Origin of the sequence: Bradyrhizobium sp. ORS 111 (genome assembly GCF_045571485.1) — a bacterium.
In the GTDB taxonomy this organism is placed as follows: Bacteria; Pseudomonadota; Alphaproteobacteria; order Rhizobiales; family Xanthobacteraceae; genus Bradyrhizobium.
The window spans coordinates 4,709,697-4,731,996 of sequence record NZ_CP120701.1; the positions used below are offsets into that span (position 1 = coordinate 4,709,697).

18 protein-coding genes and 1 pseudogene are annotated in these 22,300 nt (G+C 64.9%); 8 read left to right on the forward strand and 11 right to left on the reverse strand.

What is annotated here, in order from left to right:
• Positions 1-47: 47 nt before the first annotated feature.
• Positions 48-878: a flagellar motor protein MotB gene (locus P6U30_RS22070; RefSeq protein WP_407146906.1), complete on the reverse strand. Its 831-nt coding sequence runs from the start codon at positions 876-878 to the stop codon at positions 48-50.
• 32 nt (positions 879-910) lie between these two features.
• Positions 911-1,684 carry a motility protein A gene (locus tag P6U30_RS22075; RefSeq protein ID WP_280979499.1) on the reverse strand — a complete coding sequence of 258 codons (774 nt, stop codon included), beginning with the start codon at positions 1,682-1,684 and terminating at the stop codon, positions 911-913.
• A 275-nt stretch (positions 1,685-1,959) separates the two neighbouring features.
• On the opposite strand from P6U30_RS22075, the gene P6U30_RS22080 reads away from it, so the two are divergent.
• From P6U30_RS22080 to P6U30_RS22090, 3 genes are all read left to right on the forward strand, one after another.
• Positions 1,960-2,940, forward strand: a complete 981-nt coding sequence (locus tag P6U30_RS22080; protein ID WP_407165021.1) for an NADPH:quinone oxidoreductase family protein — start codon at positions 1,960-1,962, stop codon at positions 2,938-2,940.
• Positions 2,941-3,418: 478 nt separating this feature from the next.
• Positions 3,419-3,640: a hypothetical protein gene (locus P6U30_RS22085; protein ID WP_407165022.1), complete on the forward strand. Its 222-nt coding sequence runs from the start codon at positions 3,419-3,421 to the stop codon at positions 3,638-3,640.
• 67 nt (positions 3,641-3,707) lie between these two features.
• Positions 3,708-5,654, forward strand: a complete 1,947-nt coding sequence (locus P6U30_RS22090; RefSeq protein WP_407165023.1) for a PAS domain S-box protein — start codon at positions 3,708-3,710, stop codon at positions 5,652-5,654.
• Between the two features lie 261 nt (positions 5,655-5,915).
• Here the strand turns inward: P6U30_RS22090 and P6U30_RS22095 are convergent, their stop codons facing one another.
• The 4 genes from P6U30_RS22095 to P6U30_RS22110 all read right to left on the reverse strand — a co-directional run bounded on the left by P6U30_RS22095 (position 5,916) and on the right by P6U30_RS22110 (position 11,645).
• Positions 5,916-7,187, reverse strand: a complete 1,272-nt coding sequence (locus P6U30_RS22095) for an NAD(P)/FAD-dependent oxidoreductase (protein ID WP_407165024.1) — start codon at positions 7,185-7,187, stop codon at positions 5,916-5,918.
• Positions 7,187-8,851, reverse strand: coding sequence for a thiamine pyrophosphate-binding protein (locus P6U30_RS22100; RefSeq protein ID WP_407165025.1), 1,665 nt, complete (start codon positions 8,849-8,851; stop codon positions 7,187-7,189). Before P6U30_RS22100 ends, P6U30_RS22095 begins: the two co-directional genes overlap by 1 nt.
• Before the next feature lie 362 nt (positions 8,852-9,213).
• Positions 9,214-10,359: an acyl-CoA dehydrogenase family protein gene (locus tag P6U30_RS22105; protein ID WP_407165026.1), complete on the reverse strand. Its 1,146-nt coding sequence runs from the start codon at positions 10,357-10,359 to the stop codon at positions 9,214-9,216.
• A 101-nt stretch (positions 10,360-10,460) separates the two neighbouring features.
• Positions 10,461-11,645 (reverse strand): lipid-transfer protein, encoded by a 1,185-nt coding sequence (locus P6U30_RS22110; protein WP_407165027.1) that lies wholly within the window; start codon positions 11,643-11,645, stop codon positions 10,461-10,463.
• Between the two features lie 73 nt (positions 11,646-11,718).
• Here P6U30_RS22110 and P6U30_RS22115 point away from each other — a divergent pair, with 73 nt between their 5' ends.
• Positions 11,719-12,504, forward strand: a complete 786-nt coding sequence (locus P6U30_RS22115; RefSeq protein ID WP_407165028.1) for a TetR/AcrR family transcriptional regulator — start codon at positions 11,719-11,721, stop codon at positions 12,502-12,504.
• Positions 12,434-13,988, forward strand: a pseudogene (locus P6U30_RS22120) (acyl-CoA synthetase). The gene P6U30_RS22115 and the pseudogene P6U30_RS22120 overlap by 71 nt, the downstream one beginning before the upstream one ends.
• Positions 13,989-14,099: 111 nt before the next feature.
• Here the strand turns inward: P6U30_RS22120 and P6U30_RS22125 are convergent.
• Positions 14,100-14,924 carry an SDR family NAD(P)-dependent oxidoreductase gene (locus P6U30_RS22125; protein ID WP_407165029.1) on the reverse strand — a complete coding sequence of 275 codons (825 nt, stop codon included), beginning with the start codon at positions 14,922-14,924 and terminating at the stop codon, positions 14,100-14,102.
• Between the two features lie 373 nt (positions 14,925-15,297).
• On the opposite strand from P6U30_RS22125, the gene P6U30_RS22130 reads away from it, so the two are divergent.
• Both P6U30_RS22130 and P6U30_RS22135 read left to right on the forward strand, forming a co-directional pair.
• On the forward strand, positions 15,298-15,591 hold the full coding sequence (locus P6U30_RS22130) for a hypothetical protein (protein ID WP_407146917.1): 294 nt from the start codon (positions 15,298-15,300) through the stop codon (positions 15,589-15,591).
• A 176-nt stretch (positions 15,592-15,767) separates the two neighbouring features.
• Positions 15,768-16,388 (forward strand): TerC family protein, encoded by a 621-nt coding sequence (locus tag P6U30_RS22135; protein ID WP_407165030.1) that lies wholly within the window; start codon positions 15,768-15,770, stop codon positions 16,386-16,388.
• A 204-nt stretch (positions 16,389-16,592) separates the two neighbouring features.
• Here the strand turns inward: P6U30_RS22135 and P6U30_RS22140 are convergent, their stop codons facing one another.
• From P6U30_RS22140 to P6U30_RS22155, 4 genes are all read right to left on the reverse strand, one after another.
• Complete coding sequence (locus P6U30_RS22140) at positions 16,593-17,339, reverse strand: RraA family protein (RefSeq protein ID WP_407165031.1); 747 nt, start codon at positions 17,337-17,339, stop codon at positions 16,593-16,595.
• Between the two features lie 328 nt (positions 17,340-17,667).
• On the reverse strand, positions 17,668-18,543 hold the full coding sequence (gene pssA / locus P6U30_RS22145) for a CDP-diacylglycerol--serine O-phosphatidyltransferase (protein WP_407165032.1): 876 nt from the start codon (positions 18,541-18,543) through the stop codon (positions 17,668-17,670).
• Positions 18,544-18,621: 78 nt separating this feature from the next.
• On the reverse strand, positions 18,622-19,320 hold the full coding sequence (locus P6U30_RS22150) for a phosphatidylserine decarboxylase (protein ID WP_407146921.1): 699 nt from the start codon (positions 19,318-19,320) through the stop codon (positions 18,622-18,624).
• Positions 19,321-19,374: 54 nt separating this feature from the next.
• A complete protein-coding gene (locus P6U30_RS22155; RefSeq protein WP_407165033.1) occupies positions 19,375-21,363 on the reverse strand; it encodes an ABCB family ABC transporter ATP-binding protein/permease in 1,989 nt (662 codons plus the stop codon).
• A gap of 213 nt (positions 21,364-21,576) precedes the next feature.
• Between P6U30_RS22155 and P6U30_RS22160 the strand changes: the two genes are divergently transcribed.
• Positions 21,577-22,182, forward strand: coding sequence for a TIGR00730 family Rossman fold protein (locus tag P6U30_RS22160; protein ID WP_407165034.1), 606 nt, complete (start codon positions 21,577-21,579; stop codon positions 22,180-22,182).
• The last annotated feature ends 118 nt before the right edge of the window (positions 22,183-22,300 follow it).

The following is a 22,300-nucleotide window of genomic DNA, read 5'->3' on the forward strand; positions in this document are numbered from 1 at the left end:
TCAACAGAGCAACACAGCCGCGTCTACAGCAACATGATACCTCAGATTTACGGTTTCAAGTCCGGCGGCAACGGCGGATTTTCGCGCATTAACGTGATGGTCACGCGACGATTGGCGGGAAGCGTTGGATCGTCGGGAAACAGCGGTTCGCCGTCAGCCTTGCCGGAAACCGCGAAAATATGGGACGGCGGCAATCCTTCCCGCTCCAGGATCTGGCGCACCGCATTGGCGCGGTCCGCCGACAGGTCGAAGCCGTCGTAATCGCTGCGCGCAGGCACGAAACCTGCGGCAGTATGTCCTACGATCGCAATCCGGAGCGGCGTCGCCTTCAGCGGCGCGGCGAGCTTCTGGATCAGCCGGCGGGTGCGGTCATACGGCTCCCTGGAGCCGTCGGCGAACATCGAGCGGCCATCCTGGTCGACGATCTCGAGGTTGAGTCCCTCTTTCGTCTCCTCGAACATGATGTTCTTGGAGATCTCGGTCAGCTCCGGCATGTCCTGCAGCGCCTGCCTCAGCGAAGCGGAGGCCAGCGCGAACTCGCGGTCGATCTTCAGCCGTGCGCCGTTGATCTGACTGCGCTCCTTCTCGTCCGGAGTCGGATTGGCGGAGGACTCCTCCGGCGAGATGTGGTCGACATTCTTCAGCTTCGGCCGCGTCGGCAGGCCATCGGACTCGACGATACCGGAATAGCGCACGTTGCTCTGCACGCCGAAGGCATCGCGCATCGAGCCGGCGACGATCTTCAGCTTGTTGTTGTCCATGGTGGAGAAGGCGACGAGCATCACGAAGAAGCTCATCATCAGTCCCATCAGGTCGGCGAAGGTCACGAACCAGCCGTGACCTCCGGTGTGGGCGTCGCCGCGCTTCTTCTTTGCCATCGCTGCTGTCCCGAGAGCGTCGGTCCGGACCGTCAAGCCGGAACGGGCTCACCCTCCTCCTGGCGATGCTTCTCCGGCAGATAGGCCAGCAGCATTTCACGGACCAGCGCCGGGCTCTTGGAGTCGCGGATCATCAGGATGCCGTCGATGATCAGCGTGCGGTTGGTCTCCTCGTCGAGCAACTTGCCGTGCAGCTTGTCGGCGATCGGCAGGCAGAACAGGTTGGCGACCAGCGCGCCGTACAGCGTCGCGAGCAGCGCGGTGGCCATGAACGGGCCGAGCTTGGAGGGGTCGGTCATGTTGGCGAACATCTGCACCATGCCGATCAGCGTGCCGATCATGCCGAAGGCCGGCGCGCAGTCGCCGATCGCGCGGTAGATCTTGCTGCCCTCGTCGAGGTGCATCAGGAAATTGTCGCGATCGCGTTCCATGTTGTCGCGGATGAATTCGAGGTCGTAACCATCGGCGACATAACGGATTCCCTTGGCGAGGAACGGCTCGTCGGTCTCGACCTTTTCAAGACCGACCGGGCCCTGCTTGCGAGCGATCTCGGCGATGCGGGCGAGCTCGTCGACGAGGTCGCGGGCCGACAGCCGGCTCATGGTGAAAGCATATTTTGCGCCGAGCGGCAGGCCATGCAGCATCACGCCGAGCGGGAAGCGGATCATGGTCGCCGAGATCGAGCCGCCGAAGATGATGATGATGGCGTGCTCGGAAATGAACATGTGCAGGTCGCCGCCCATGAACATCATGACCGAAATGACAATCGTGCCAGCCAACAGCCCGGCGCCTGTCATGATATCCATCGGAGACTCCAACGCGAACGCGACAGCCGCCTGTCCTGGACGGCCCGCAGCCCAACGCGGGCCGCGTGGAAAAACCCTAGCGTTGCTGCCATTAAGGACGCGTTACTGAATTCGGTAGGGATAACAACGGGTAAATCCGCCTCTTCTCGTGATGTCGTTGAAGATGCTGGCTTTCCGCAACGACCGTCACGGCATGCGCAAAAGGCCTCCCCGTAGAACAACGGACATGACATAGCTTCTCCCATCAGAGGAAACGAACCAGCGAGCAGAACAGGATGAAGGCGGTCGTCGTCGAGCAATATGCGCCCATTGACCAGATCGGACTGACGGAGCTCGCCGCGCCCGAACCTGGGCCGGGGCAGATCCGGGTCCGGGTGCAGGCCGCGAGCATCGGCTTCGTCGATGGACTGAAGGTCGAGGGCCGCTACCAGACCAAGGATCCCCTGCCCTTCACGCCCGGCGCCGAATTCGCCGGCGTGGTCGATGCCGTCGCCGACGGCGTCACCGGCATTGCGCCGGGCATCCGGGTGATGGGCGCGGCACGCTCGGGCGCACTCGCCGAGCAGATTGTCGTGCCGGCCGCCGCTGTCGAGATCATGCCCGACGGGCTGTCGATGGAAGCCGGCGCCGCCTTCCGCACCAACTACCTCACTGCGCTCTACGCGCTCGGCGAACGCGGCCGGCTGCGCGCCGGCGAGCAATTGCTCGTTCTCGGTGCCGCCGGCGGCACCGGGATTGCCGCGATCCAGATCGGCAAGCTGCTCGGCGCGCGCGTCATCGCCGCGGCCTCGACCGAAGAGAAGCGCAACTTCGCCGCAAGATTCGGCGCCGATGCCGTCGTCGACTACACGACGTCAGACTGGCGCGATGCGCTGAAAGAGGCGACCGGCGGCCACGGCCCAGACGTGATCTTCGACCCCGTCGGTGGCGAGGTCTCCGTGCAGGCCTTCCGTTCGATCGCCTGGAACGGCCGTCATCTCGTGGTGGGATTTGCCGCCGGCAGCATCCCCGCGCTGCCGTTCAACCTGCCGCTGCTGAAAGGCGGCCTGTTGATCGGCGTCGACGCGGCCCAGATCGCGCGCCGCGAACCGGACGCACAAGCGCGCGTGATGATGCAATTGTCGGCCTGGCTGAACGATGGCAGGCTGACGCCCGTTGTCGGCAAGGTCTTCGCATTCGATGACTTCCGCGCCGCGTTCAAGACCATGCAGACCCGCGCCGCGCTGGGCAAGATGGTGGTGAAGATCGGGTCGTAGAGAAGCACGCCATTTCACCGTCGTCCCGGCGCAGGCTGGGACGACGGTGAGAATAGTTTCGCTCGACGTCTCACGCCGTCATTGCGGGGAGCCAACGGGTCGCGCGAACACGTCCGATGGCAGGCTCCGCGACGAACCAATCCATCGATCCGCGCATGCGGAGGGATGAATTGCTTCGCTTCGCTCGCAGTGACGCAGGGGGTTGGCATTTGGGTAAAGTCTCGCGTTCTCGTGACATGATTTGTCCGAGCTTTGCATGTCGTTTCGCCGCTCTGAAAGCAGGGTGCGCAGGGAAAGCCGAGTGCCGATCGCACCCACGCAGGCACTGGGCACCGAAGAAAATCCGTGAAGTAGAATTGAGTTGCCCGGGGCGCCGCCGCGGGCTCGCCGATCAATCGCTCGAGGATTGCATTTGCGCGCTATCGGGAATCCGCACCGCGGTATGCTGCATCGCCGTCGACACCCAGGGAGGTTCTCCGTGGCGAAGTCCTCCCAGAATAGCGGCATCAAGATCGAGTTTGAAAAACAGGATGAAGACCCGGCACTTGACGCAGCGGAAACCCGAAGCTCCGTCGCTGACCATCGGCGCATTGCACGAGATGCAGTTCATGCGTCCTGCAATGCGAAAGCATCCCATTGGTTCCAAAATTCGCGCGTCGCTTCGGCGCAGGAACCGATTGAATCTGCTGGGCGTTGGTGAACCCGGGTGACACGTCATCGAAATCAACAAGGGCGGCCTGATCGGCGATCTCCGAATGAATCCAGACATGGTAGATATTACGGAGGGTCAGCGGCTGCAGCTGCTGATCGACGCCATCGTTGACTATGCAATCTATTTGCTTGAGCCGGACGGCACAGTCGCGAGCTGGAATTCCGGCGCCACCCGACTGAAGGGATATGCCGCCGACGAGATCATCGGCCGTCCCTTCTCGATCTTCTACACCTCGGAGGACCAAGCCGCCGGGCTGCCGCAGAAGGCGTTGACGATCGCCACCGAGCAAGGACGCTTTACCACCGAAGGCTGGCGCGTCCGCAAGGATGGAAGCCGGTTCTGGGCAACGGTGGTGATCGAGGCCGTGAAGAATCGCGACGGGTCGCTGGTCGGATTCGCCAAGGTCACGCGCGACGTCACCGAACGTCAAGAAGCCACCCAAGCCCTGCTGCACAGCGAACAGCGCTATCGCCGGCTGATCGAAGCGGTCGTTGACTACGCCATTTTCCAGCTCGATGCCGCTGGCGTCGTCGTCACCTGGAACGCCGGCGCCGAGCGGATCAAGGGCTACGCACCGGAGGAGATCATCGGCCAACACTTCTCGCGGTTCTACACAGAGGAGGATCGCGCAAATCGCGTGCCTCACCGCGCACTCGAGGAAGCAAGGCAACATGGCCGGTTCGAAGCCGAGGGATGGCGTGTCCGCAAGGACGGCTCGAAGTTCTGGGCGTCTGTGGTCATCGACAGGATCGTGGACGAAAGCGGGGCACTGGTCGGGTTTGCCAAAGTGACCCGCGATATCAGCGAGCGCCGGAACGCACAGCAAGCGCTGGCCAAGATCCAGGACCAGTTGCTCGCCTCGCAGAAGCTCGAAGCGGTCGGACAGCTCAGCGGGGGCGTCGCGCACGACTTCAACAACTTGCTGATGATCGTGATCGGCAATCTTGAAACGATGGAGCGGCACGGCAGGCAGCTTGCCACGAACGTCAATTTTCAGCGCGCTCTATCCCACGCAAAGCGCGGCGCCCAACGCGCCGCGAGCCTGACGAGCCGCCTGCTCGCCTTCTCGCGGCGGCAGGCTCTTGCCCCGAAACCGATCGAACTGAACAACTTCCTCAACGGATTGCAGGACTTTCTGCAACGGACCCTCGGCGAGCGCGTCGAGGTGCAGACCGTCGGCAGCGCCGGGCTTTGGCAGATCGAGGCGGACGCAAACCATTTGGAGTCCGCCATGCTGAACCTTGCGATCAATGCTCGGGACGCGATGCCGGACGGCGGTAAACTGACGATCGAGGCGGTGAACGTATCCGCCGATCATGAGTATTGCCTGCGCAATCCCGAACTCAGGCCGGGGCAATATGTGGTGATCAGTGTGACGGACACAGGTCTCGGCATGAGCCCGGATATCCTGAGCCATGCCTTCGAGCCGTTCTTCACGACCAAGGAGATCGGACAGGGCACGGGTCTCGGCCTCAGCCAAGTGTATGGCTTTGCGAAGCAGTCGGGCGGCCATATCAAGATCTACAGCGAGCTCGGCTACGGCACCAACGTCAAGATGTATTTCCCTCGTTACCGTGGCCCTGCTGTCGAGCAGGACATCGACCAGCCGGTCGCCGAGGCGGAAGGGAACAAGGTCGAGACAATTCTGGTCGTCGAAGACGACGAGGATCTTCGCACCTATATCAGCGAGTTATTGCGCGAGTTGAACTATCACGTGCTGGCGGCCGCGAGCGCACAGGCCGCACTGACCGTCCTGCTGCAGGAGCAACCGCATATCGACCTCCTTCTGACCGACGTGGTGATGCCGGGCATGAACGGTCGCGAGTTGGGCAAACGGGCTGCAGAGATGCGGCCTGGACTAAAGATCCTCTACATGACGGGCTACTCGCACAACGCGGTGATACATCATGGCAGGCTGGACCAGGGCGTCGACCTTCTGGAGAAGCCGGTCTCCCAAGCCAAGCTTGCCTTGCGGGTCAGGCAGATACTCGATCGCCGCTAGAGCATGACGGAATGAGATCGACCTGAAACAGCATCGGAGGTCACCTCTCCCTACGGAGAGGAGAACCGAAGCCCCGGCGAGTCGATCAACCCAAGCCCATGCCGCTTCCCGACAGCACGGCGTAAGCAGTACAGCACGATCGCGTCCGCAGGCGTTCCGCGGCCCTGCTCGATCAAACGGAAGACGTCAAGCATCGCCGACGATCAACCCGCACCGGCGAAGGCACGTGATCGCGCCGGCCGCCATCGCGGCGCGCCACGGCTACAGAAACCGCGACGGCGCGAACGGCTGAAGCTCGATCTCCGGCTGCTTGCCGCTCAACAATTGCGCGACGAGCCGGCCGGTGCGCGCCGAGCCGACCAGACCGACATGACCGTGACCGAACGCGTACACGACGTCGCGGGTGGCGCGCGCATAGCCGATGCAGGGCCGTCCATCGGGCATGCTGGGGCGGTAGCCGAACCAGGTCTTGATGCGTGATGCGGGAATAGTCTTGGGCAGCTTCGGAAACATGCCGAGCAGATTGTCGCGCAGGATCTCGGCGCGCTTCCAGTTCGGCTCGGCGTCCAACCCTGCGATCTCGACGGTGCCGGCGGCGCGCAGGCCCTTGTCGGTCCAGTTGACGACCATCTTGGCGTCGGAGGCCATCATCGAAGTGCGCGGTCCCGACTCCGGATGCTCGATCATGACGTGATAGCCGCGCTCTGTCTCAAGCGGCAGCGGATCGCCGATCGATGCGGTGAGCTGCTTCGAGCGCGCGCCGGCGGCGACGACTGCAGCATCGCAGGCGATCTCGCCGCACTCGGTGACGACGGCGACGAGCTTGCCGCCTTCGAGCTTCAGGCCGGTCGCCTTAGCCGCGACGCGGACGGCGCCGTTCGCGATCGCATGACTGGCGAGCGCTGCGACATAAGCCCCAGGATCGCGGCAACGCCCGGCCTCCTCCACCACGACGCCGAATTTGTAGCGCGAGTCGAGATCGGGCTCGCGCTGGCGCATCTCGTCCTCATCGAGCTCCAGCCATTCGATGCCGACACGCTTGCGGATACGCCAGCCGAGATCGCGGTCGAACGGCGCGCGGGACGGAAATACGTGCATCACCCCGCGCCGCTCGATCAGTTCGGGGACACCGGCCTCCTCCGCGAGCTGCCGGTGCAGCAGCGGCGCGTCCTTGAGCAGATCGCGCATCGCGCGCGCGGTGGCCTCGACCTGCGCCTCGGTCCAGCTCGACAGCAGATACTTGACGAGCCAGGGCAATGCCTTCGGCAGATAAGACCAGCGGATCGCCAGCGGCCCGAGCGGGTCCATCAGATAGCCCGGGACCTTTTTCCAGGTGCCGGGCTCGGCCGGCGGAATCACCGAATGCGACGACAGCCAGCCGGCATTGCCATAGCTTGCCGCCTGCTCACCTCCGGGCTCGCCCGGATCGATCAGCGTGACGCGATGCCCCTCGCGCAATGCCTCGATGGCACTGATCACGCCGACCGCGCCGGCGCCGATGATCGCAACGTGACGGCCGGCAGGCTGGGCCATCAGCGCGCGGCCTGCTGCGGCACAAAATCCTTGCCGACCGACAGCGCGCGCTGATCGACCAGGCAATGCAGGATCGCGGGCTTGCCGGAGGCCAGCGCGCGCTCGAACGCCGGCGCAAAGTCCTCGGTGCGCTCGACACGTTCGCCATGACCGCCGAATGCCTTGGCGTAAAGCGCGAAGTCCGGGTTCTTCAGTTGGGTGCCGACGACGCGGCCGGGATAATCGCGCTCCTGATGCATGCGGATGGTGCCGTATTGCGCGTTGTCGATGATGACGACGATCAGCGGCGCATCATACTGAACCGCGGTGGCGAACTCCTGCCCGTTCATGAGGAAGCAGCCGTCACCGGCGAACGCCACGACGACGCGATCCGGATAGTGCCGCTTGGCCATGACGGCGGCCGGCACGCCGTAGCCCATCGAGCCCGAGGTCGGCGCAAGCTGGGCCGCGAACGCGTGGAAGCGATGGTGGCGATGCAGCCAGCCGGCGTAATTGCCGGCGCCGTTGCAGATGATCGCGTCCTTCGGCAGCCGGTCGCGCAGCCAGGTGACGACCTGGCCGTACTGAAAGTTACCGGGCAATTCGCGCGGCTTCTCGGTCCAGGCGAGATAGTCCGCATGGGCCTTCGTCGCCTCACCCTTCCAGGCCGGCGTTGCCGATGGCTTCATGGCCTCGACCGCGGCGGCGAAGGCGGCCGGCGTGGCCTGGATCGCGAGCGCCGGCTGATAGACGCGGCCGAGCTCGTCGGAGCCGGGATGGACGTGAATCAGCTTCTGCTGCGGAACGGGAATGTCGAGCAACGTGTAGGACGACGACGGCATTTCCGACATGCGGCCGCCGATCAGCAGGATCACGTCGGCACCGGTGATGCGGTCCTTCAGCTTCGGGCTGGGGCCAATGCCGAGGTCGCCCGCATAATGCGAGTGGTCGGCGTCGAACAACGAGGCGCGGCGGAACGAGGTCGCGACCGGCAGATCGAACCGTTCGGCAAAGCGCGCAATGCCCTTGGCCGCGTCGACCGTCCAGGCGGAGCCGCCGAGCACGACGATCGGCGCCTTGGCCGAGTCCAGCATCGCACCGAGGCGTTCGAGGTCTGACGGCGCCGGCCAGGTTGCGGCGGGCTCGACGCGCGGCGCATCGGCGACCGCCGCGGTCTCGGTGAGCATGTTCTCGGGCAGCGAGATCACGACAGGACCGGGGCGGCCCTGCAACGCGACACGGAAGGCGCGCGCCACCAGTTCCGGGATGCGGTCGGGGCGATCGATCTCGACCGCCCATTTCGCCATGGTGCCGAATACCGCCTTGTAGTCGAGTTCCTGGAACGCCTCGCGCTCGCGCATGCCGGTGTCGACCTGGCCGACGAACAGGATCATCGGGGTCGAGTCCTGCATCGCGATGTGCACGCCATGGGCGGCATTGGTCGAGCCGGGGCCACGGGTCACGAAGCAGATGCCCGGACGTCCGGTGAGCTTGCCATAGGCCTCCGCCATCATCGCCGCCCCGCCTTCAGCGCGACAGATCACCACATCGATCGAGCTGTCATGCAGGGCGTCCAGCGCCGCGAGATAGCTCTCGCCCGGCACGCAGGTAACGCGCTCCACCCCTTGCGCGACCAGTTGGTCGATCAGAATCTGGCCTCCGGTGCGGGCATTGCTTTTGGTCATGAGGGCTCCCTAACGGATAGTGGCGCGTGTCGAGGCGTCGCGCGGATTGCTCCGAACGGGGTATGATAGACGGAAATACGGCGCAAGGCCGAAGTCGCCGCGGGAGACCGCGGCAACGACGAGCCATGCGACAGGGAAAGGACAGCGCGGCGGCGTCACCGATTTCCGCAGAACGGGCGGTTGCTGCCCGATCGGCCCAGCACGTCTGCGGACGCCGCGTTGCCACTCATAGTGAGGAGCGCGGAACGCGCGTCTCGAACCATGAGGTCCCGCCTTCGGCCTGCATCCTTCGAGACGCCGCTTCGCGGCTCCTCAGGATGAGGGGTTATGGCGCTTGTGACGCAGCAGGACGGTTGCCAGCCTCACAGCGAGCGCGCGATCAGGAGCTTCATGATCTCGTTGGTGCCGCCGTAGATCTTCTGGATGCGGGAATCGATGAACATCCGCGAGATCGGATATTCCTGCATGTAGCCGTAGCCGCCGTGAAGCTGGAGGCATTCGTCCGCGGTCTCGACCTGCTTCTGCGAGCACCACCATTTCGCCATCGAGGCCGTCACCGTATCGAGATCGCCGGCAACCAGGCGCTCGACGCACCAGTCGACAAAGACGCGGGCGATCATCGCCTCGGTCTTGCGCTCGGCCAGCTTGAAGGCGGTATTCTGGAACTCGAGCAGCGGCTTGCCGAACGCGTTACGCTCCTTGGTGTACTCGGCGGTGATCTTCACCGCGCGCTCCATCGAGGCGACGGCGCCGATCGCGAGCGACAGCCGCTCTTGCGGCAGTTGCTGCATCAACTGCACGAAGCCGTTGCCCTCCTCGCTTCCGAGCAGGTTCTCCGGCGGCACCACGACATTGTCGAAGAACAATTCGGAGGTGTCGGAGGCGTGCAGGCCAATCTTGTCGAGGTTGCGGCCGCGCCGATAGCCTTCCGCGCCTGCGGTCTCGACCACGATCAGCGACAGCCCCTTGGCGCCCGGACCGCCGGTGCGCGCGACCACGACGACGAGATCGGCAGCCTGGCCGTTGGTGATGAAGGTCTTCTGGCCGTTGATGACGTAGGAATTGCCCTGCTTCCTCGCCGTGGTCTTGACGCTCTGCAAATCCGAGCCGGTGCCAGGCTCGGTCATCGCGATGGCGCCGACCATCTCGCCGGACGCCATCTTGGGCAGCCAGCGCTTCTTCTGCTCCTCCGAACCGTAGTTGAGGATGTAGTGGGCGACGATCGCGCTGTGCACGGAGACCCCGGTGGTCAGCTCCGGCACCGTGCTCTCGAGATCGTCGAGCACGGCGGCGTCGTAGGCAAAGGTGGTGCCGAGGCCGCCATAGGCTTCCGGTACGCTCGGCAGCAGTGCGCCCATCTCGCCGAGCGCGCGCCAGGCCGAGCGGTCGACCAGTTTCTGCGCGCGCCAGGTCTCGGCGTGCGGCGCCAGATCCTTGGCGAGGAATTTGCGGAACTGGTCACGGAAGGTGTCCAGCTCCTCGGTCATCCAGGACGATCGGTATTGCATCATGCCCTCGCAATCAAATCAGCAGACCGCCGCCCGCGACGATCACCCGACCGCTGATGTAATTCGATTCCGGCGAGCAGAACAGTTCGACCATGCGGACCTCAGGCACGCTCGTAGAGCGTTACGACGCATGCGCCGCCGAGGCCGAGATTGTGCTGCAACCCGATCCGCGCGCCCTCGACCTGCGTTGCCGCCGCGGTGCCGCGCAACTGCCGCGTCAGCTCATAGCATTGCGCAAGGCCGGTGGCGCCGAGCGGATGGCCCTTCGAGAGCAGACCGCCGGACGGATTGGTGACAATCCTGCCGCCATAGGTGTTGTCGCCGTCATCGACGAAGCGCGCCGCCTCGCCTTCCGGACAGAGGCCGAGCCCCTCATAAGTGATCAGCTCGTTGTGGGCGAAGCAATCGTGCAGCTCGACGACGTCGAGATCGTCAGGCCCGATGCCGGCGGCCTCATAGACCTTCTTCGCGGCATCGCGCGCCATGTCATAGCCGACCACCTGCATCATGTCGCCGGCCGCGAAGGTCGACGGCGTATCCGTCGTCATCGCTTGCGCCGCGATGCGGACCTGCTTGTTGAGGCCGTGTTGCTCGGCGAATTTCTCCGAGACCAGGATCGCGGCGGCGCCGCCGCAGGTCGGCGGACACGCCATCAGCCGCGTCATCACGCCGGGCCAGATCACCTGGTCGTTCATCACGTCGTCGGCGCTGACTTCTTTACGGAACAGCGCCAGCGGATTGTTTCTGGCATGACGGCTTGCCTTGGCGCGCACCTTGGCGAAGGCGCTCAGCGGCGTGCCGTACTTCTTCATGTGGCTGAGGCCCGCACCGCCGAAATAACGCAGCGCCAGCGGCACGCCGGGCGCATCGACCAGCTTGTCGGCGGCGGCATCGAAATCGTCGAACGCGCTCGGACGATCGGTGAAGACAGCCCCTAGCGCGCCGGGCTTCATCTGCTCGAAGCCGAGCGCCATCACGCAATCGGCCGCGCCTGATTCAATCGCCTGCCGCGCCAGGAACAGCGCGGTCGAGCCGGTCGAGCAGTTGTTGTTGACGTTGACGATCGGGATGCCGGTCATGCCGACCGGATAGAGCGCGCGTTGCCCGCAGGTGGAGTCGCCGTAGACGTAACCGACATAGGCCTGCTGCACACGGCCGTAATCGACCCCGGCATCGGCCAGCGCCAGCTTGGCGGCTTCCGCGCCCATCACGTGATACGGCGCGTTGGCGCCGGGTTTGACGAACGGGATCATGCCGACCCCGGCAACATAGGCGCGCGACGTCATTATCGTCCTCCCGAAATTACTCGCTGGACTATTTATTACCCGTGGGTAATATATGACACATTTCTTGGAGTCAATGCGACACGCACCGCACGCCATGGACGCCCGCGCTCCCTCCTCCAACTCCCCGTCGCCCTGGCTGCCGTTCGAAAGCCGGCGTCGCGCCCGCGACGAGAAACGCGAAGCAGTGTTGCGCACCGCCGTCGCGCTGTTCCTGGAACAGGGCTATCACCGCGCCACGCTGAACGATGTCGCCAAGCGCCTCCACATCACCAAGCCGGCACTCTACAATTACTTCCGCAGCAAGGACGAGATCCTGTTCGAGTGCTGGTCGCTCGGCAACGAGCTGGTCGACGATTGCATCGCCGAGACTTCGGCCGGCGGCGGCAGCGGCCTCGACAAGCTGCGCAAGCTGACCGTCCGCTACGCCGAGCTGATGACCACCGACTACGGCAAGAGCCTGGTCCGCTTCGACCTCCGCGATCTGAACGAGGACAATCGCAAGATCGTGCAGACGGCGAAGCGGCGGATCGACCGCGCCTTCCGCAGCTATATCGCCGAGGGTATCGACGACGGCTCAATCAGGTCGTGCGATCCGAAGCTCTCGGCCTTCGCGATCGCGGGCTCGTTGAACTGGATCGGTCACTGGTTTCAGCCCGGCGGCCCGATGACCGGCAAGGCGGTCGCCGAGGAATTCGCGATCCGCCTGACCGAAGGGATCGTCGCGACGACAACGGGCAAGAAGGCGGACAAACCGCCTCGCACGGGAAACGCAGCAAGGGAGGACAGGAGTGAACATCACGCACGGACTGCGGCGCGCGCTGCAGGTCAATCCAAACGGACTCGCGGTCGTCTGCGGTGAACAGCGCCGCAACTGGCGCGAGGTCGGCGACCGCGTCGCCCGCCTCGCCGCCGGCATTCGCGCCCTCGGCGCCCGGAACGGCGATCGCGTCGCGATCCTGTCGCTGAATTCCGACCGCTATCTCGAGCTCTATCTCGCCGTCGGCTGGGCCGGCGCGGTGATCGTGCCGCTCAACATCCGTTGGTCTCCGCTGGAGAACGAGGACGCGCTGCGCGACTGCCGCGCCGGGCTCCTGTTCGTCGACAAGGCGTTTGCGCTGGTCGGCGCCGCGCTGGCCAAGGCCCTCCCGGGGCTCAAGCTGGTCTATGCCGACGATGGCGCGGCGCCTCACGGCATGGAGAACTACGAGACGCTCATTGCGCGCCACCAGCCGATCCCGGACGCGATGCGCGGCGCCGGCGACCTCGCCGGCATCTTCTACACCGGCGGCACCACCGGGCGCTCCAAGGGCGTGATGCTGAGCCACGGCAACCTGATGGCCAATGCGCTGAACGCGCTCGGCGAAGGCCTGTGGCCGGGCACCTCGGTGTACCTGCACGCCGCACCGATGTTCCACCTCGCCAATGGTGCGGCGATGTATTCGGTGCTGCTGTCCGGTGGCTCCAATGTCGTGATCCAGGGCTTTACGCCCGATGGCGTCGCAGCCGCCATGCAGAAGGATCGCGTCACCGACGTCTTGCTGGTGCCGACCATGATCCAGATGTTCGTCGATCATCCGACCCTCGGCGATTACGACCTGTCATCGCTGCGACGAATCTCGTACGGCGCCTCGCCGATCAGCGATGCCGTGCTGACGCGCGCGATGAAGGCGCTGCCGCATGTCGAGTTCACCCAGGCTTACGGCATGACCGAGCTGTCGCCGATCGCAACGCTGCTGCACTGGAAGGAGCATATCGGCGAAGGCCGCGCCAAGGGCCGGCATCGCGCCGCCGGCCGCGCCACGCTCGGCTGCGAGGTGAAGATCGTCGACGCGAACGACAAGATCGTGCCGGCGGGCACCGTCGGCGAGATTGCGGTGCGCGGCGACGTCGTGATGATGGGCTATTGGGAACGGCCGGAGGAGACCGCGCGCGGTGATCGACGGCTGGATGCATACCGGCGACGGCGGCTACATGGACGAGGACGGCTTCGTCTATGTCGTCGACCGCGTCAAGGACATGATCATCTCCGGCGGCGAGAACGTCTATTCGGCCGAGGTCGAGAACGCGCTGGCGCAGCATCCGGCGGTGGCGCAATGCGCCGTGATCGGCATCCCGAGCGAGCGCTGGGGTGAGCAGGTCCATGCCGTCGTCGTGATGAAGAGCGGCGCCAGCGCCACGCCGGAGGAGCTGATGGAGCACTGCAAGGCGCTGATCGCCGGCTACAAGTGTCCGCGCAGCGTCGACATCACCTCGACACCGCTGCCGCTCTCCGGCGCCGGCAAGATCCTGAAGCGCGAGTTGCGCCGGCCGTACTGGGAGAACCGCGACCGGCGCGTGAGCTGACCGCGCTGCATGGCGCTGCGACAGACCGCAGCGTGGGTTAACGATGCGTAACCCACCATTTCGCGCAGCCAAGATGGTGGGTTACGCCTTCGGCTAACCCACCCTACGCGGTCAACCCGACAATCCGGCCAGCTTTAGGCTTAGCGCTCGCAACTTGCCGCGCGCTTCGGCATCGTAGGCTTGCGCGTGGGCGCGGGCCTCGCGCATGCCATCGAAGAACAACCCGCTTCGGTCGGCGACGTCGTCGCCATGGACCAGATGCAGGATGGCGTCGCCGCCCTGCTCCACGGTCGACATCGGCGTGGTGCCGCTGGCGCGGACCATCGTGGTATTCATGTAGGTCGCCGGATGCAGCGCGTTCACGGTGACGCCACTGCCCTGCAACTCGGCCGCGAGGTCGATCGTGAACATGATCTGTGACAGCTTGCTCTGCGCGTAGGCGCGGCCGCCGCTGTAGTTCCTCGTGATCATCACGTCATCGAAATCGATCGGATGCTGGCCGAGCGAAGCGACTTGCACAATGCGCGCCGGGGCGCTCGCCTTCAGCCGCGGCAGCAGCAGATGCGTGAGCAAGAATCCGGCGAGATAGTTCACGGCGAAGCGCAGCTCGTGCCCGTCCTTGCTGGTCTGTCGCGCCGGCCCTTCATTCTGCGAGCCGATGCCGGCGTTGCTGACGAAAACGTCGAGCCGCTCCTGATCGTCCAACACCAATTGGGCGAACTCGCGGACATCAGCAAGCGAGGAGAGATCGGCCTGGTAGAACATCGGCTCGCGGCCGCTGACCCGCTTGATTTCGTCGGCGAGCGTCTGTGCCCGCTGCGTGTCACGGCCATGGATCAGGACGCGGGCGCCGGCGGTGGCGAGCTTCATCGCCACATAGCGACCGACGCCATCGGTGGACCCGGTGATCAGCACCGTCTTGCCTTCCATCTTCATCGCCGTCGTCCTTTTGTCGTCCGTGCACCAGCATCAAAGATAGTCGGCGATATCGACTTTGCCATGGCGTGAGACCTGACGCCAGAACGGCTTTATAGGTGCAACGATATAGTCAGGCACCTTAGGATCGTCGTGATCGTCTCCACCCCGGGTCATTGCCCATGCAGTCGGTCGCGCGGCGCGTCGCCGCACGGAACGCCCGCTCCTGCGGCGCCACGCCGCGTCTCGACATCAAGCGGTTCTGGTATCCTCCGCATAAGTCGACGAAGCCAAGGCGGGCGATTGCGGCCAGGCAGGCGCGAACGGGCACAGGATGTTCCGATCGTCTACAGACAGGATCATGCGGAACGCTCCATCACCGGAGCCATTCGGCATGCTGGTCCTGTTCGGCGTGCTGACCGCACTGCCGGCGATCGTGGCGCTCCGGCTGCTTGAGCCGGGGCTGGTCCTGCCCGTGCTCAGCATCCTGCTGTTCGCGCAGGCCGCAATCGCCGCGGTCGTGGCGTACGCCATCCGCGTGCGAACCACTTCGGCGCACTTGAACCTGTGGGATCTTGCCGGTGCGTTCACCCTGATGGGATGTGCCGCGGCGATCCTCGGCGAGCCGGATCAGGCGGCGCTGTTCTTCGAGGAACAGGCCGCGCTGCGTCCGGCGTCGCGACCGTAAATCCCAGGCCGGGCCCCTCTGGCAGCCGCAAGCTGCGATGTCGGACTGGAACATTTGGAGTGGCCCTGCTTCGACCCGCGACGCGAATTTGCGTCGTGGTGGATTTTGTCGTCGCACGACGGCAACAACCACCGTCGAACCCGGTCCACTCTCCGACCTCAAGGGGAGCATGACCCATGTCCGAACTTCTCACAGTCGAAACTTTCAGCGCGTTGTTGCAGGTCATCCTGATCGACCTCGTGCTGGCCGGCGACAACGCCGTCGTCATCGGCCTGGCCGCCGCCGGTCTGCCCGAGCGGCAACGCACCAAGGCGATCCTGATCGGCATCGGCGCCGCGACACTGCTGCGCATCCTGTTCGCCATCGCTACGACGCAGCTCATGCAGATCGTCGGTCTGTTGCTGGCGGGCGGCATCCTGCTGCTGTGGGTATGCTGGAAGATGTGGCGCGAGCTGCGCGCGTCCGCAGCCGGCGAAACGACGGGGCACGGCGCTGACGGCGCGAAGGTGCCGCGCAAGACGCTGCTTCAGGCCACCACCCAGATCATCGTCGCCGACGTCTCGATGTCGCTCGACAACGTGCTGGCGGTCGCAGGTGCCGCGCGCGAGCAGCCGATCGTACTGGTGTTCGGACTGATGCTCTCGATCGCGCTGATGGGGGCGGCCGCCTCGTTCATCGCGCGGCTGCTGCAAACCCACCGCTGGATCGCCTATGTCGGCCTGCTGGTGATCCTCTATGTCGCGATCGACATGATCGTTCGCGGCGTCTCCGATGTCGCCCGGATCGCGCCGGCCTGACGTGGAATGTAGAGCGACAGAGTATTGGCCGTGCCGCGAAACGCCTTCACCTCTCCCCGACGGGGAGAGGTCGATTTGCGCAGCAAATCGGGTGAGGGCCAGCGGCTTTCACGAGGGATTGTAACCCCTCACCCGGCGCTACGCGCCGACCTCTCCCAAGGGAGAGGTGAGCATCCGTCGCGGCGCCGATCAAGCTATATGGCGTCAGTGGATTTCCGCCGAGCGCTTCAGGGCGTCCTTCAGCTTCTCGAGCGTGAAATCCTTGGAGCGCGCGATCTCCAGGATCGGCGCCTCGCGGCGGCCACACAGCTCGGCGGCTTCGGGCAGCTTGGCCGCGACCTCGTAGGGGATCACGACAGCGCCGTGGCTGTCGGCGTGGATCAGGTCGTTGGAGCGCACCGTCATCCCGGCGACGCGGACTTCGCCGCCGAAGCTCTCCGCATGCACCCATGCATGCGACGGGCCGATCGAGCCGGCCAGTGCCTGGAAGCCCGGCGCCCATTGCGGGGTGTCGCGGATCGAGCCGTCGGTGACGACGCCGAGGCAGCCCAGCGCCTTGTGCACGTTGCTCTGCACCTCGCCCCAGAACGCGCCGTAGCCGACGTCGGGCCCGTCGATGTCCTGAATCACCGAAATACGCGGCCCGGCGCCGGTGCCGACATATTCGTAATATTCGATGCGGCGCTTCGACTGCTCCTCGGCCGAAAGGCCGGATTTCAGCACCGAGCGAATCGTCGCGGTGCGCGCGTAGCCGACGATCGGCGGCAGGGTCGGAAACGGGCAAACCAGCGGCTTCACGGTGTAGCCGATCAGACGGCGCTCCGGCGCCACGATCTCCATCGCGTTGCAGATCGTCGGCGTGTCGTAGCGCGCCAACGCTTCGAGGACGGAGGCTGGAAGCGGGGCGGAAGCGGATGTCGTCACGGCGTTTCTCTCCTGATTATTTGGCATCGGCCGACCTCAGGCTATAGCCGAGATCGAGCACGAACCCAACCAAGGCAACGCTCATGGCTGATATTTGGGAGATGCGAACCGGCGTTCTCCGTCATTGCGAGTTCGGACCGGCTTGAAGTCGCCTAGATGCACTGGACCAAACTTGATCTGGCACTCACCCACTTCTTCCTAGAGGGCGGATTCTTCCTAGAGGGCGGAACGAGATGCAAAGCTCGACAAATCATGTCGCGAGCATGCGGATGCACATTCTCTCTCAGTCGTCATGGCCCGCCACCGGGTCGCAATGACGTGGATAGGGCTTGGGCTTTCAGACCTGCGGCCCGCCTCAGTTCAACCTTGCCGGACGATTGTCCTGGTCGTTGCTGGCGGCCGGCGGCGCATAGGCCGGTGCCGCTGTCGGCGCCGGTGCGCTCGCTCCCTGGGTCTGCGCGGCAAGCTTGCGCTCCTGGTCGCGATACGACTTCCAGCCCCACGGCAGGCTGATCAGATAGAGCACCGAGCCCGCCGACAGGATGTGCCAGGGATAGCCGATCAAGAGCGCGACGAAGAACACCACTGCGACGAACACCGGCAGCACCATTTCCGGCGGCACCCGCATCTTCACCGTCTTGCCAGAGAATACCGGTAGCCGCGACACCATCAGGAACGCGACCAGCAGCGTATAGAACGCGGTCAGCGTCGCCGGCGGCATCGGCACGCCAAGGAAGGCGAGATAGATCGGCAGCAGCACGGTGATCGCGCCAGCCGGCGCCGGCACGCCGGTGAAGTAATTGGCGGCAAAGGCCGGCTTGTTCGGATCGTCGATCGAGGCATTGAAGCGCGCCAGCCGCAAGCCGCCGGAGATCGCAAACACCATCGCTGCGATCCAGCCGCCATTGTTCAACTCATGCAACTGCCAGAAGTAGAGGATCAGGCCGGGCGCGACGCCGAAATTGACGAAGTCAGCGAGGCTGTCGAGCTCGGCGCCAAATTTCGACTGCCCCTTGATCATGCGCGCGACCCGGCCGTCGATGCCGTCGAGGATCGCGGCGAACACGATCGCGGCGACCGCAAGCTCCATCCGTCCTTCCGTCGAGAGGCGGATCGCCGTCAGGCCAGCACAGATCGCCAGCAGCGTGATCATGTTCGGCACGAGCATCCGCACCGGGATCGGGCGGAACCGCCGGCGGCGAAACTCGGGAGAGTCTGGGTCGAATGGCATCATGGCTTACGAATATAGCAAGCACGCGCCCGCTCCGCCAATGGCAGGAACCGGCTGATTGGGCTGGCAAAAGCAGCGTTAATCGGCGCGGAACGTCCGGCCGGCATCGGCGCCGCGGAAATCCGCCAAAATCGTCTCGCCGGCGATCGCGGTCTGCCCTTCCGAGACCAGCGCCCTGGTGCCCTCGGGCAGATAGACGTCGAGCCGCGAACCGAAGCGGATCAGGCCGAAGCGCTCGCCGGCGCCGATCGACTGCCCTTCCTTGACGAAGCAGACGATGCGCCGCGCCACCAGCCCGGCGATCTGGATCACGCCGATCCGGCCGTTCGGCGTCGAGATCACCAGCGAATTGCGCTCATTGTCCTCGCTCGCCTTGTCGAGTTCGGCATTGATGAAGGCGCCCGGCCGATAGGCGATGCGGTCGACGCGGCCGGCCACCGGGCTGCGGTTCACGTGGCAGTTGAACACGCTCATGAAGACCGAGACCCGCGGCAGCGGCTTGTCGCCGAGACCGAGTTCGGCCGGCGGCAGTGCCTGGCCCACCATGGAGACGCGACCATCGGCCGGCGACACCACGATGCCGTCGCGCACCGGCGTCACGCGCACCGGATCGCGGAAGAACAGCGCGCACCAGATGGTGAGCAGCGTCCCGATCCACCCCAGCGGGGTCCAGATCCAGAACAGGATCAGACTTGCGAGCGCGAAGCCACCGATGAAGGGATAGCCCTCCGGGTGGATCGGCGGGATCTGCGCACGGATGGAATTGGCGATGGACATCAGGACTCGCTGGGTTCCCCGCCCCTTCGGCGGGAGATCGGCGCCCTACTTCCTCTATTCCGCGGCGGTCGGCAAGGGTTTCTCGACCGCCACAGGGGCGGAATCCTGGGCCGGCTCGGCGACTGAGGGCGGCAGGCGATTGGGCGTCTCGCTATCGTCATCGATCTGCGCAAGCCGCTCGCGGGCCTCCTCGGCCTCGCGCTGCCGGTTCCACATGCCGGCATACAGCCCGCCGGCGGCCAGTAGCCGCGCGTGAGTACCGCGCTCGGCAATCCGGCCCTGATCCAGCACGATGATCTCGTCGGCACCGACGATGGTCGACAGGCGGTGGGCGATCACCAGCGAGGTGCGGTTGCGTGAGACGCGCTCCAACGCGTCCTGGATCTCGGCCTCGGTATGGCTGTCGAGCGCGGAGGTCGCCTCGTCCAGCACCAGGATCGGCGGCGCCTTCAGCACCGTGCGCGCGATCGCGACCCGCTGCTTTTCGCCGCCGGAGAGTTTCAGCCCGCGCTCGCCGACTTGCGTCTCATAGCCCTTCGGCGACATCCGGATGAAATGATCGATCTGAGCCAGCCGCGCCGCCTCCTCAACTTCGGTGTCGCTGGCGTCCCAGCGGCCGTAGCGGATGTTGTAGCGGATGGTGTCGTTGAACAGCACGGTGTCCTGCGGCACCATGCCGATCGCCGATCTGAGCGACGTCTGCGTCACCGATTTGATGTCCTGGCCGTCAATCAGGATTCGGCCGCGCGAGACGTCGTAGAGTCGAAACAGCAGCCGCGAGATGGTCGACTTGCCGGCCCCGGACGGACCGACGATCGCGACCGTCTTTCCGGCCGGCACCTCGAAGCTGAGCCCTTTGAGGATCGGCCGGTCAGCCTCGTAGGCGAAGCGGACGTCCTCGAAGCGCACGCTGCCGGACGACACCGCGAGCGGCCTGGCGTCCACCGTATCCTTCACTTCCGGATTGCGCGCCAGCACATCGAACATCTTCTCGATGTCGATGATCGCCTGCTTGATCTCGCGATACACCATGCCCATGAAATTGAGCGGCTGGTAGAGCTGGATCATCATGGAGTTGATCAGCACGAAATCGCCGACGGTATGGGTGCCATTGCGGATGCCGAACGCGCACATCAGCATCGTCGCGGTGAGACCCACGGTGAAGATGACCGCCTGCCCGGTGTTGAGCACCGCGAGCGAGGTATAGGTCTTCACGCTGGCCTGCTCGTAACGCTCCATCGAGCGGTCGTAGCGCTTCGCCTCGCGCTCCTCGGCGCCGAAATACTTCACCGTCTCATAGTTGAGCAGCGAGTCGATCGCCTTGGTGTTCGCCTCGGTGTCGGAATCGTTCATCTTGCGGCGGATCTCGATCCGCCATTCCGTCGCGATGTAGGTAAAATACATGAACACGACGACGGTGAGCAGCACCGCCAGCACGTAGCGCCAGTCGAACTGCCAGAGCAGCACCGCCGCGAGCAGGGCGACCTCGACGATGGTCGGGATCAATTGCAGGATCACCATCCGCACGATGGTCTCGATGCCGGTGCGGCCGCGCTCGAGCACGCGCGTCAGTCCACCGGTCTTGCGCTCGAGATGGAAGCGCAGCGACAGCTCGTGCATGTGCACGAAGGTGATGTAGGCGAGCCGCCGCACCGCGTGCATGGCGACGCGCGCGAAGATGCCGTCGCGCCACTGCGTCAGCACCGCCATGATGACGCGCACCGCGCCGTAGCCGATCGTCATCAAGAGCGGCGAGGCGATCAGCCACATCATCCAGTTGGAGGGAGCGACCGGCGCCGAGCCGGCACCGTTCAGCGCATCGACCGCCCATTTGAAGGTGAACGGCACCGACAGCGTCGCGAGCTTCGCGAACAGCAGCAGCACCACCGACCACACCACGCGCATCTTCAAATCGGCGCGATCGCCCGGCCAGATGTACGGCCAAAGATGAACGAGCGTGCCGATCAGCGTCGCCTTTTCGGCCGTCTGCGTCGCGGCTGCGGGCGGCTCGACGGCCGGCGCATGCGAGTCCGGGGGCGCCATCAGGAGCCCGCCCGGGCCGGGGCGGCGCGCCCACTTGCCGTCACATCTTTTCCACGGTTTGACATTCTCGCCGTCATATAGACCGTTTGATTGCCGCGTACAGACTTGTGGCGAAAATCTTTCGCGATTCGCGGGAATTTACGGGATTTTTTCGCTCTCAATCCCCATATGCTATACTTGACCCTTTTTACGCTGCAGTGCCACAAGGATCGCATGAACCAAATCAAGACTGTCTGTGTCTATTGCGGCTCCGGCCCCGGTACCAATCCCCGCTTCGTTGAAGCTGCCGTTGCGCTCGGCAAGACCTTTGCCGAGAACAACGTCCGCCTGGTCTATGGCGGCGGATCGATCGGTCTGATGGGCGCGGTTGCCAAATCCACGCTTCAACACGGTGGCTCCGTCACCGGCATTATTCCGGAATTCTTGCGGGCGCGCGAGAACGCGCTGACATCGGTTCAGGAAATGATCGTTACGCCCGACATGCATGAGCGCAAGCGCCTGATGTTCGAGCGCTCGGATGCGTTCGTCGCTCTGCCTGGCGGCGTCGGCACGCTGGAGGAATTGGTCGAGCAATTGACCTGGCAGCAGCTCGGCCGTCACTCCAAGCCGGTGCTGCTCGCCAATGTCGACAATTTCTGGGTGCCCCTGCTCTCGCTGTTGAACCACATGCGCGCGACCGGCTTCATCCGCGCCTCGCTCGACGTCAACGTCCTGATGGCCGACCGCGTCGAGGACATCCTGCCGCGGTTGCGCACGGCGCTGGCGCGGACGCCGGAAAGCGCCAAGGAGCTCGCACCCGACGTCGCGCGGCGGCTTTGAACGTTCAGAGCCGCGGCCACCACTCTCTCCCCGTCATGCTGAGGAGCGCGTAGCGCGTCTCGAAGCAAGACGGCCCCGCTTTGGCCGTCCGCCCTTCGAGGCTCGCTTCGCGAGCACC

Coding starts and splice junctions, on each gene's coding strand:
- P6U30_RS22075 (WP_280979499.1), bottom strand. CDS start 1,684: ATGGATATCATGACAGGCGCCGGGCTGTTGGCTGGCACGATTGTCATT.
- P6U30_RS22100 (WP_407165025.1), bottom strand. CDS start 8,851: ATGACCAAAAGCAATGCCCGCACCGGAGGCCAGATTCTGATCGACCAA.
- P6U30_RS22135 (WP_407165030.1), top strand. CDS start 15,768: ATGTCCGAACTTCTCACAGTCGAAACTTTCAGCGCGTTGTTGCAGGTC.
- P6U30_RS22125 (WP_407165029.1), bottom strand. CDS start 14,924: ATGAAGATGGAAGGCAAGACGGTGCTGATCACCGGGTCCACCGATGGC.
- P6U30_RS22080 (WP_407165021.1), top strand. CDS start 1,960: ATGAAGGCGGTCGTCGTCGAGCAATATGCGCCCATTGACCAGATCGGA.
- pssA (WP_407165032.1), bottom strand. CDS start 18,543: ATGCCATTCGACCCAGACTCTCCCGAGTTTCGCCGCCGGCGGTTCCGC.
- P6U30_RS22155 (WP_407165033.1), bottom strand. CDS start 21,363: ATGGCGCCCCCGGACTCGCATGCGCCGGCCGTCGAGCCGCCCGCAGCC.
- P6U30_RS22110 (WP_407165027.1), bottom strand. CDS start 11,645: ATGACGTCGCGCGCCTATGTTGCCGGGGTCGGCATGATCCCGTTCGTC.
- P6U30_RS22090 (WP_407165023.1), top strand. CDS start 3,708: ATGGTAGATATTACGGAGGGTCAGCGGCTGCAGCTGCTGATCGACGCC.
- P6U30_RS22160 (WP_407165034.1), top strand. CDS start 21,577: ATGAACCAAATCAAGACTGTCTGTGTCTATTGCGGCTCCGGCCCCGGT.
- P6U30_RS22150 (WP_407146921.1), bottom strand. CDS start 19,320: ATGTCCATCGCCAATTCCATCCGTGCGCAGATCCCGCCGATCCACCCG.
- P6U30_RS22095 (WP_407165024.1), bottom strand. CDS start 7,187: ATGGCCCAGCCTGCCGGCCGTCACGTTGCGATCATCGGCGCCGGCGCG.
- P6U30_RS22130 (WP_407146917.1), top strand. CDS start 15,298: ATGCTGGTCCTGTTCGGCGTGCTGACCGCACTGCCGGCGATCGTGGCG.
- P6U30_RS22070 (WP_407146906.1), bottom strand. CDS start 878: ATGGCAAAGAAGAAGCGCGGCGACGCCCACACCGGAGGTCACGGCTGG.
- P6U30_RS22140 (WP_407165031.1), bottom strand. CDS start 17,339: ATGCCAAATAATCAGGAGAGAAACGCCGTGACGACATCCGCTTCCGCC.
- P6U30_RS22115 (WP_407165028.1), top strand. CDS start 11,719: ATGCGACACGCACCGCACGCCATGGACGCCCGCGCTCCCTCCTCCAAC.
- P6U30_RS22105 (WP_407165026.1), bottom strand. CDS start 10,359: ATGCAATACCGATCGTCCTGGATGACCGAGGAGCTGGACACCTTCCGT.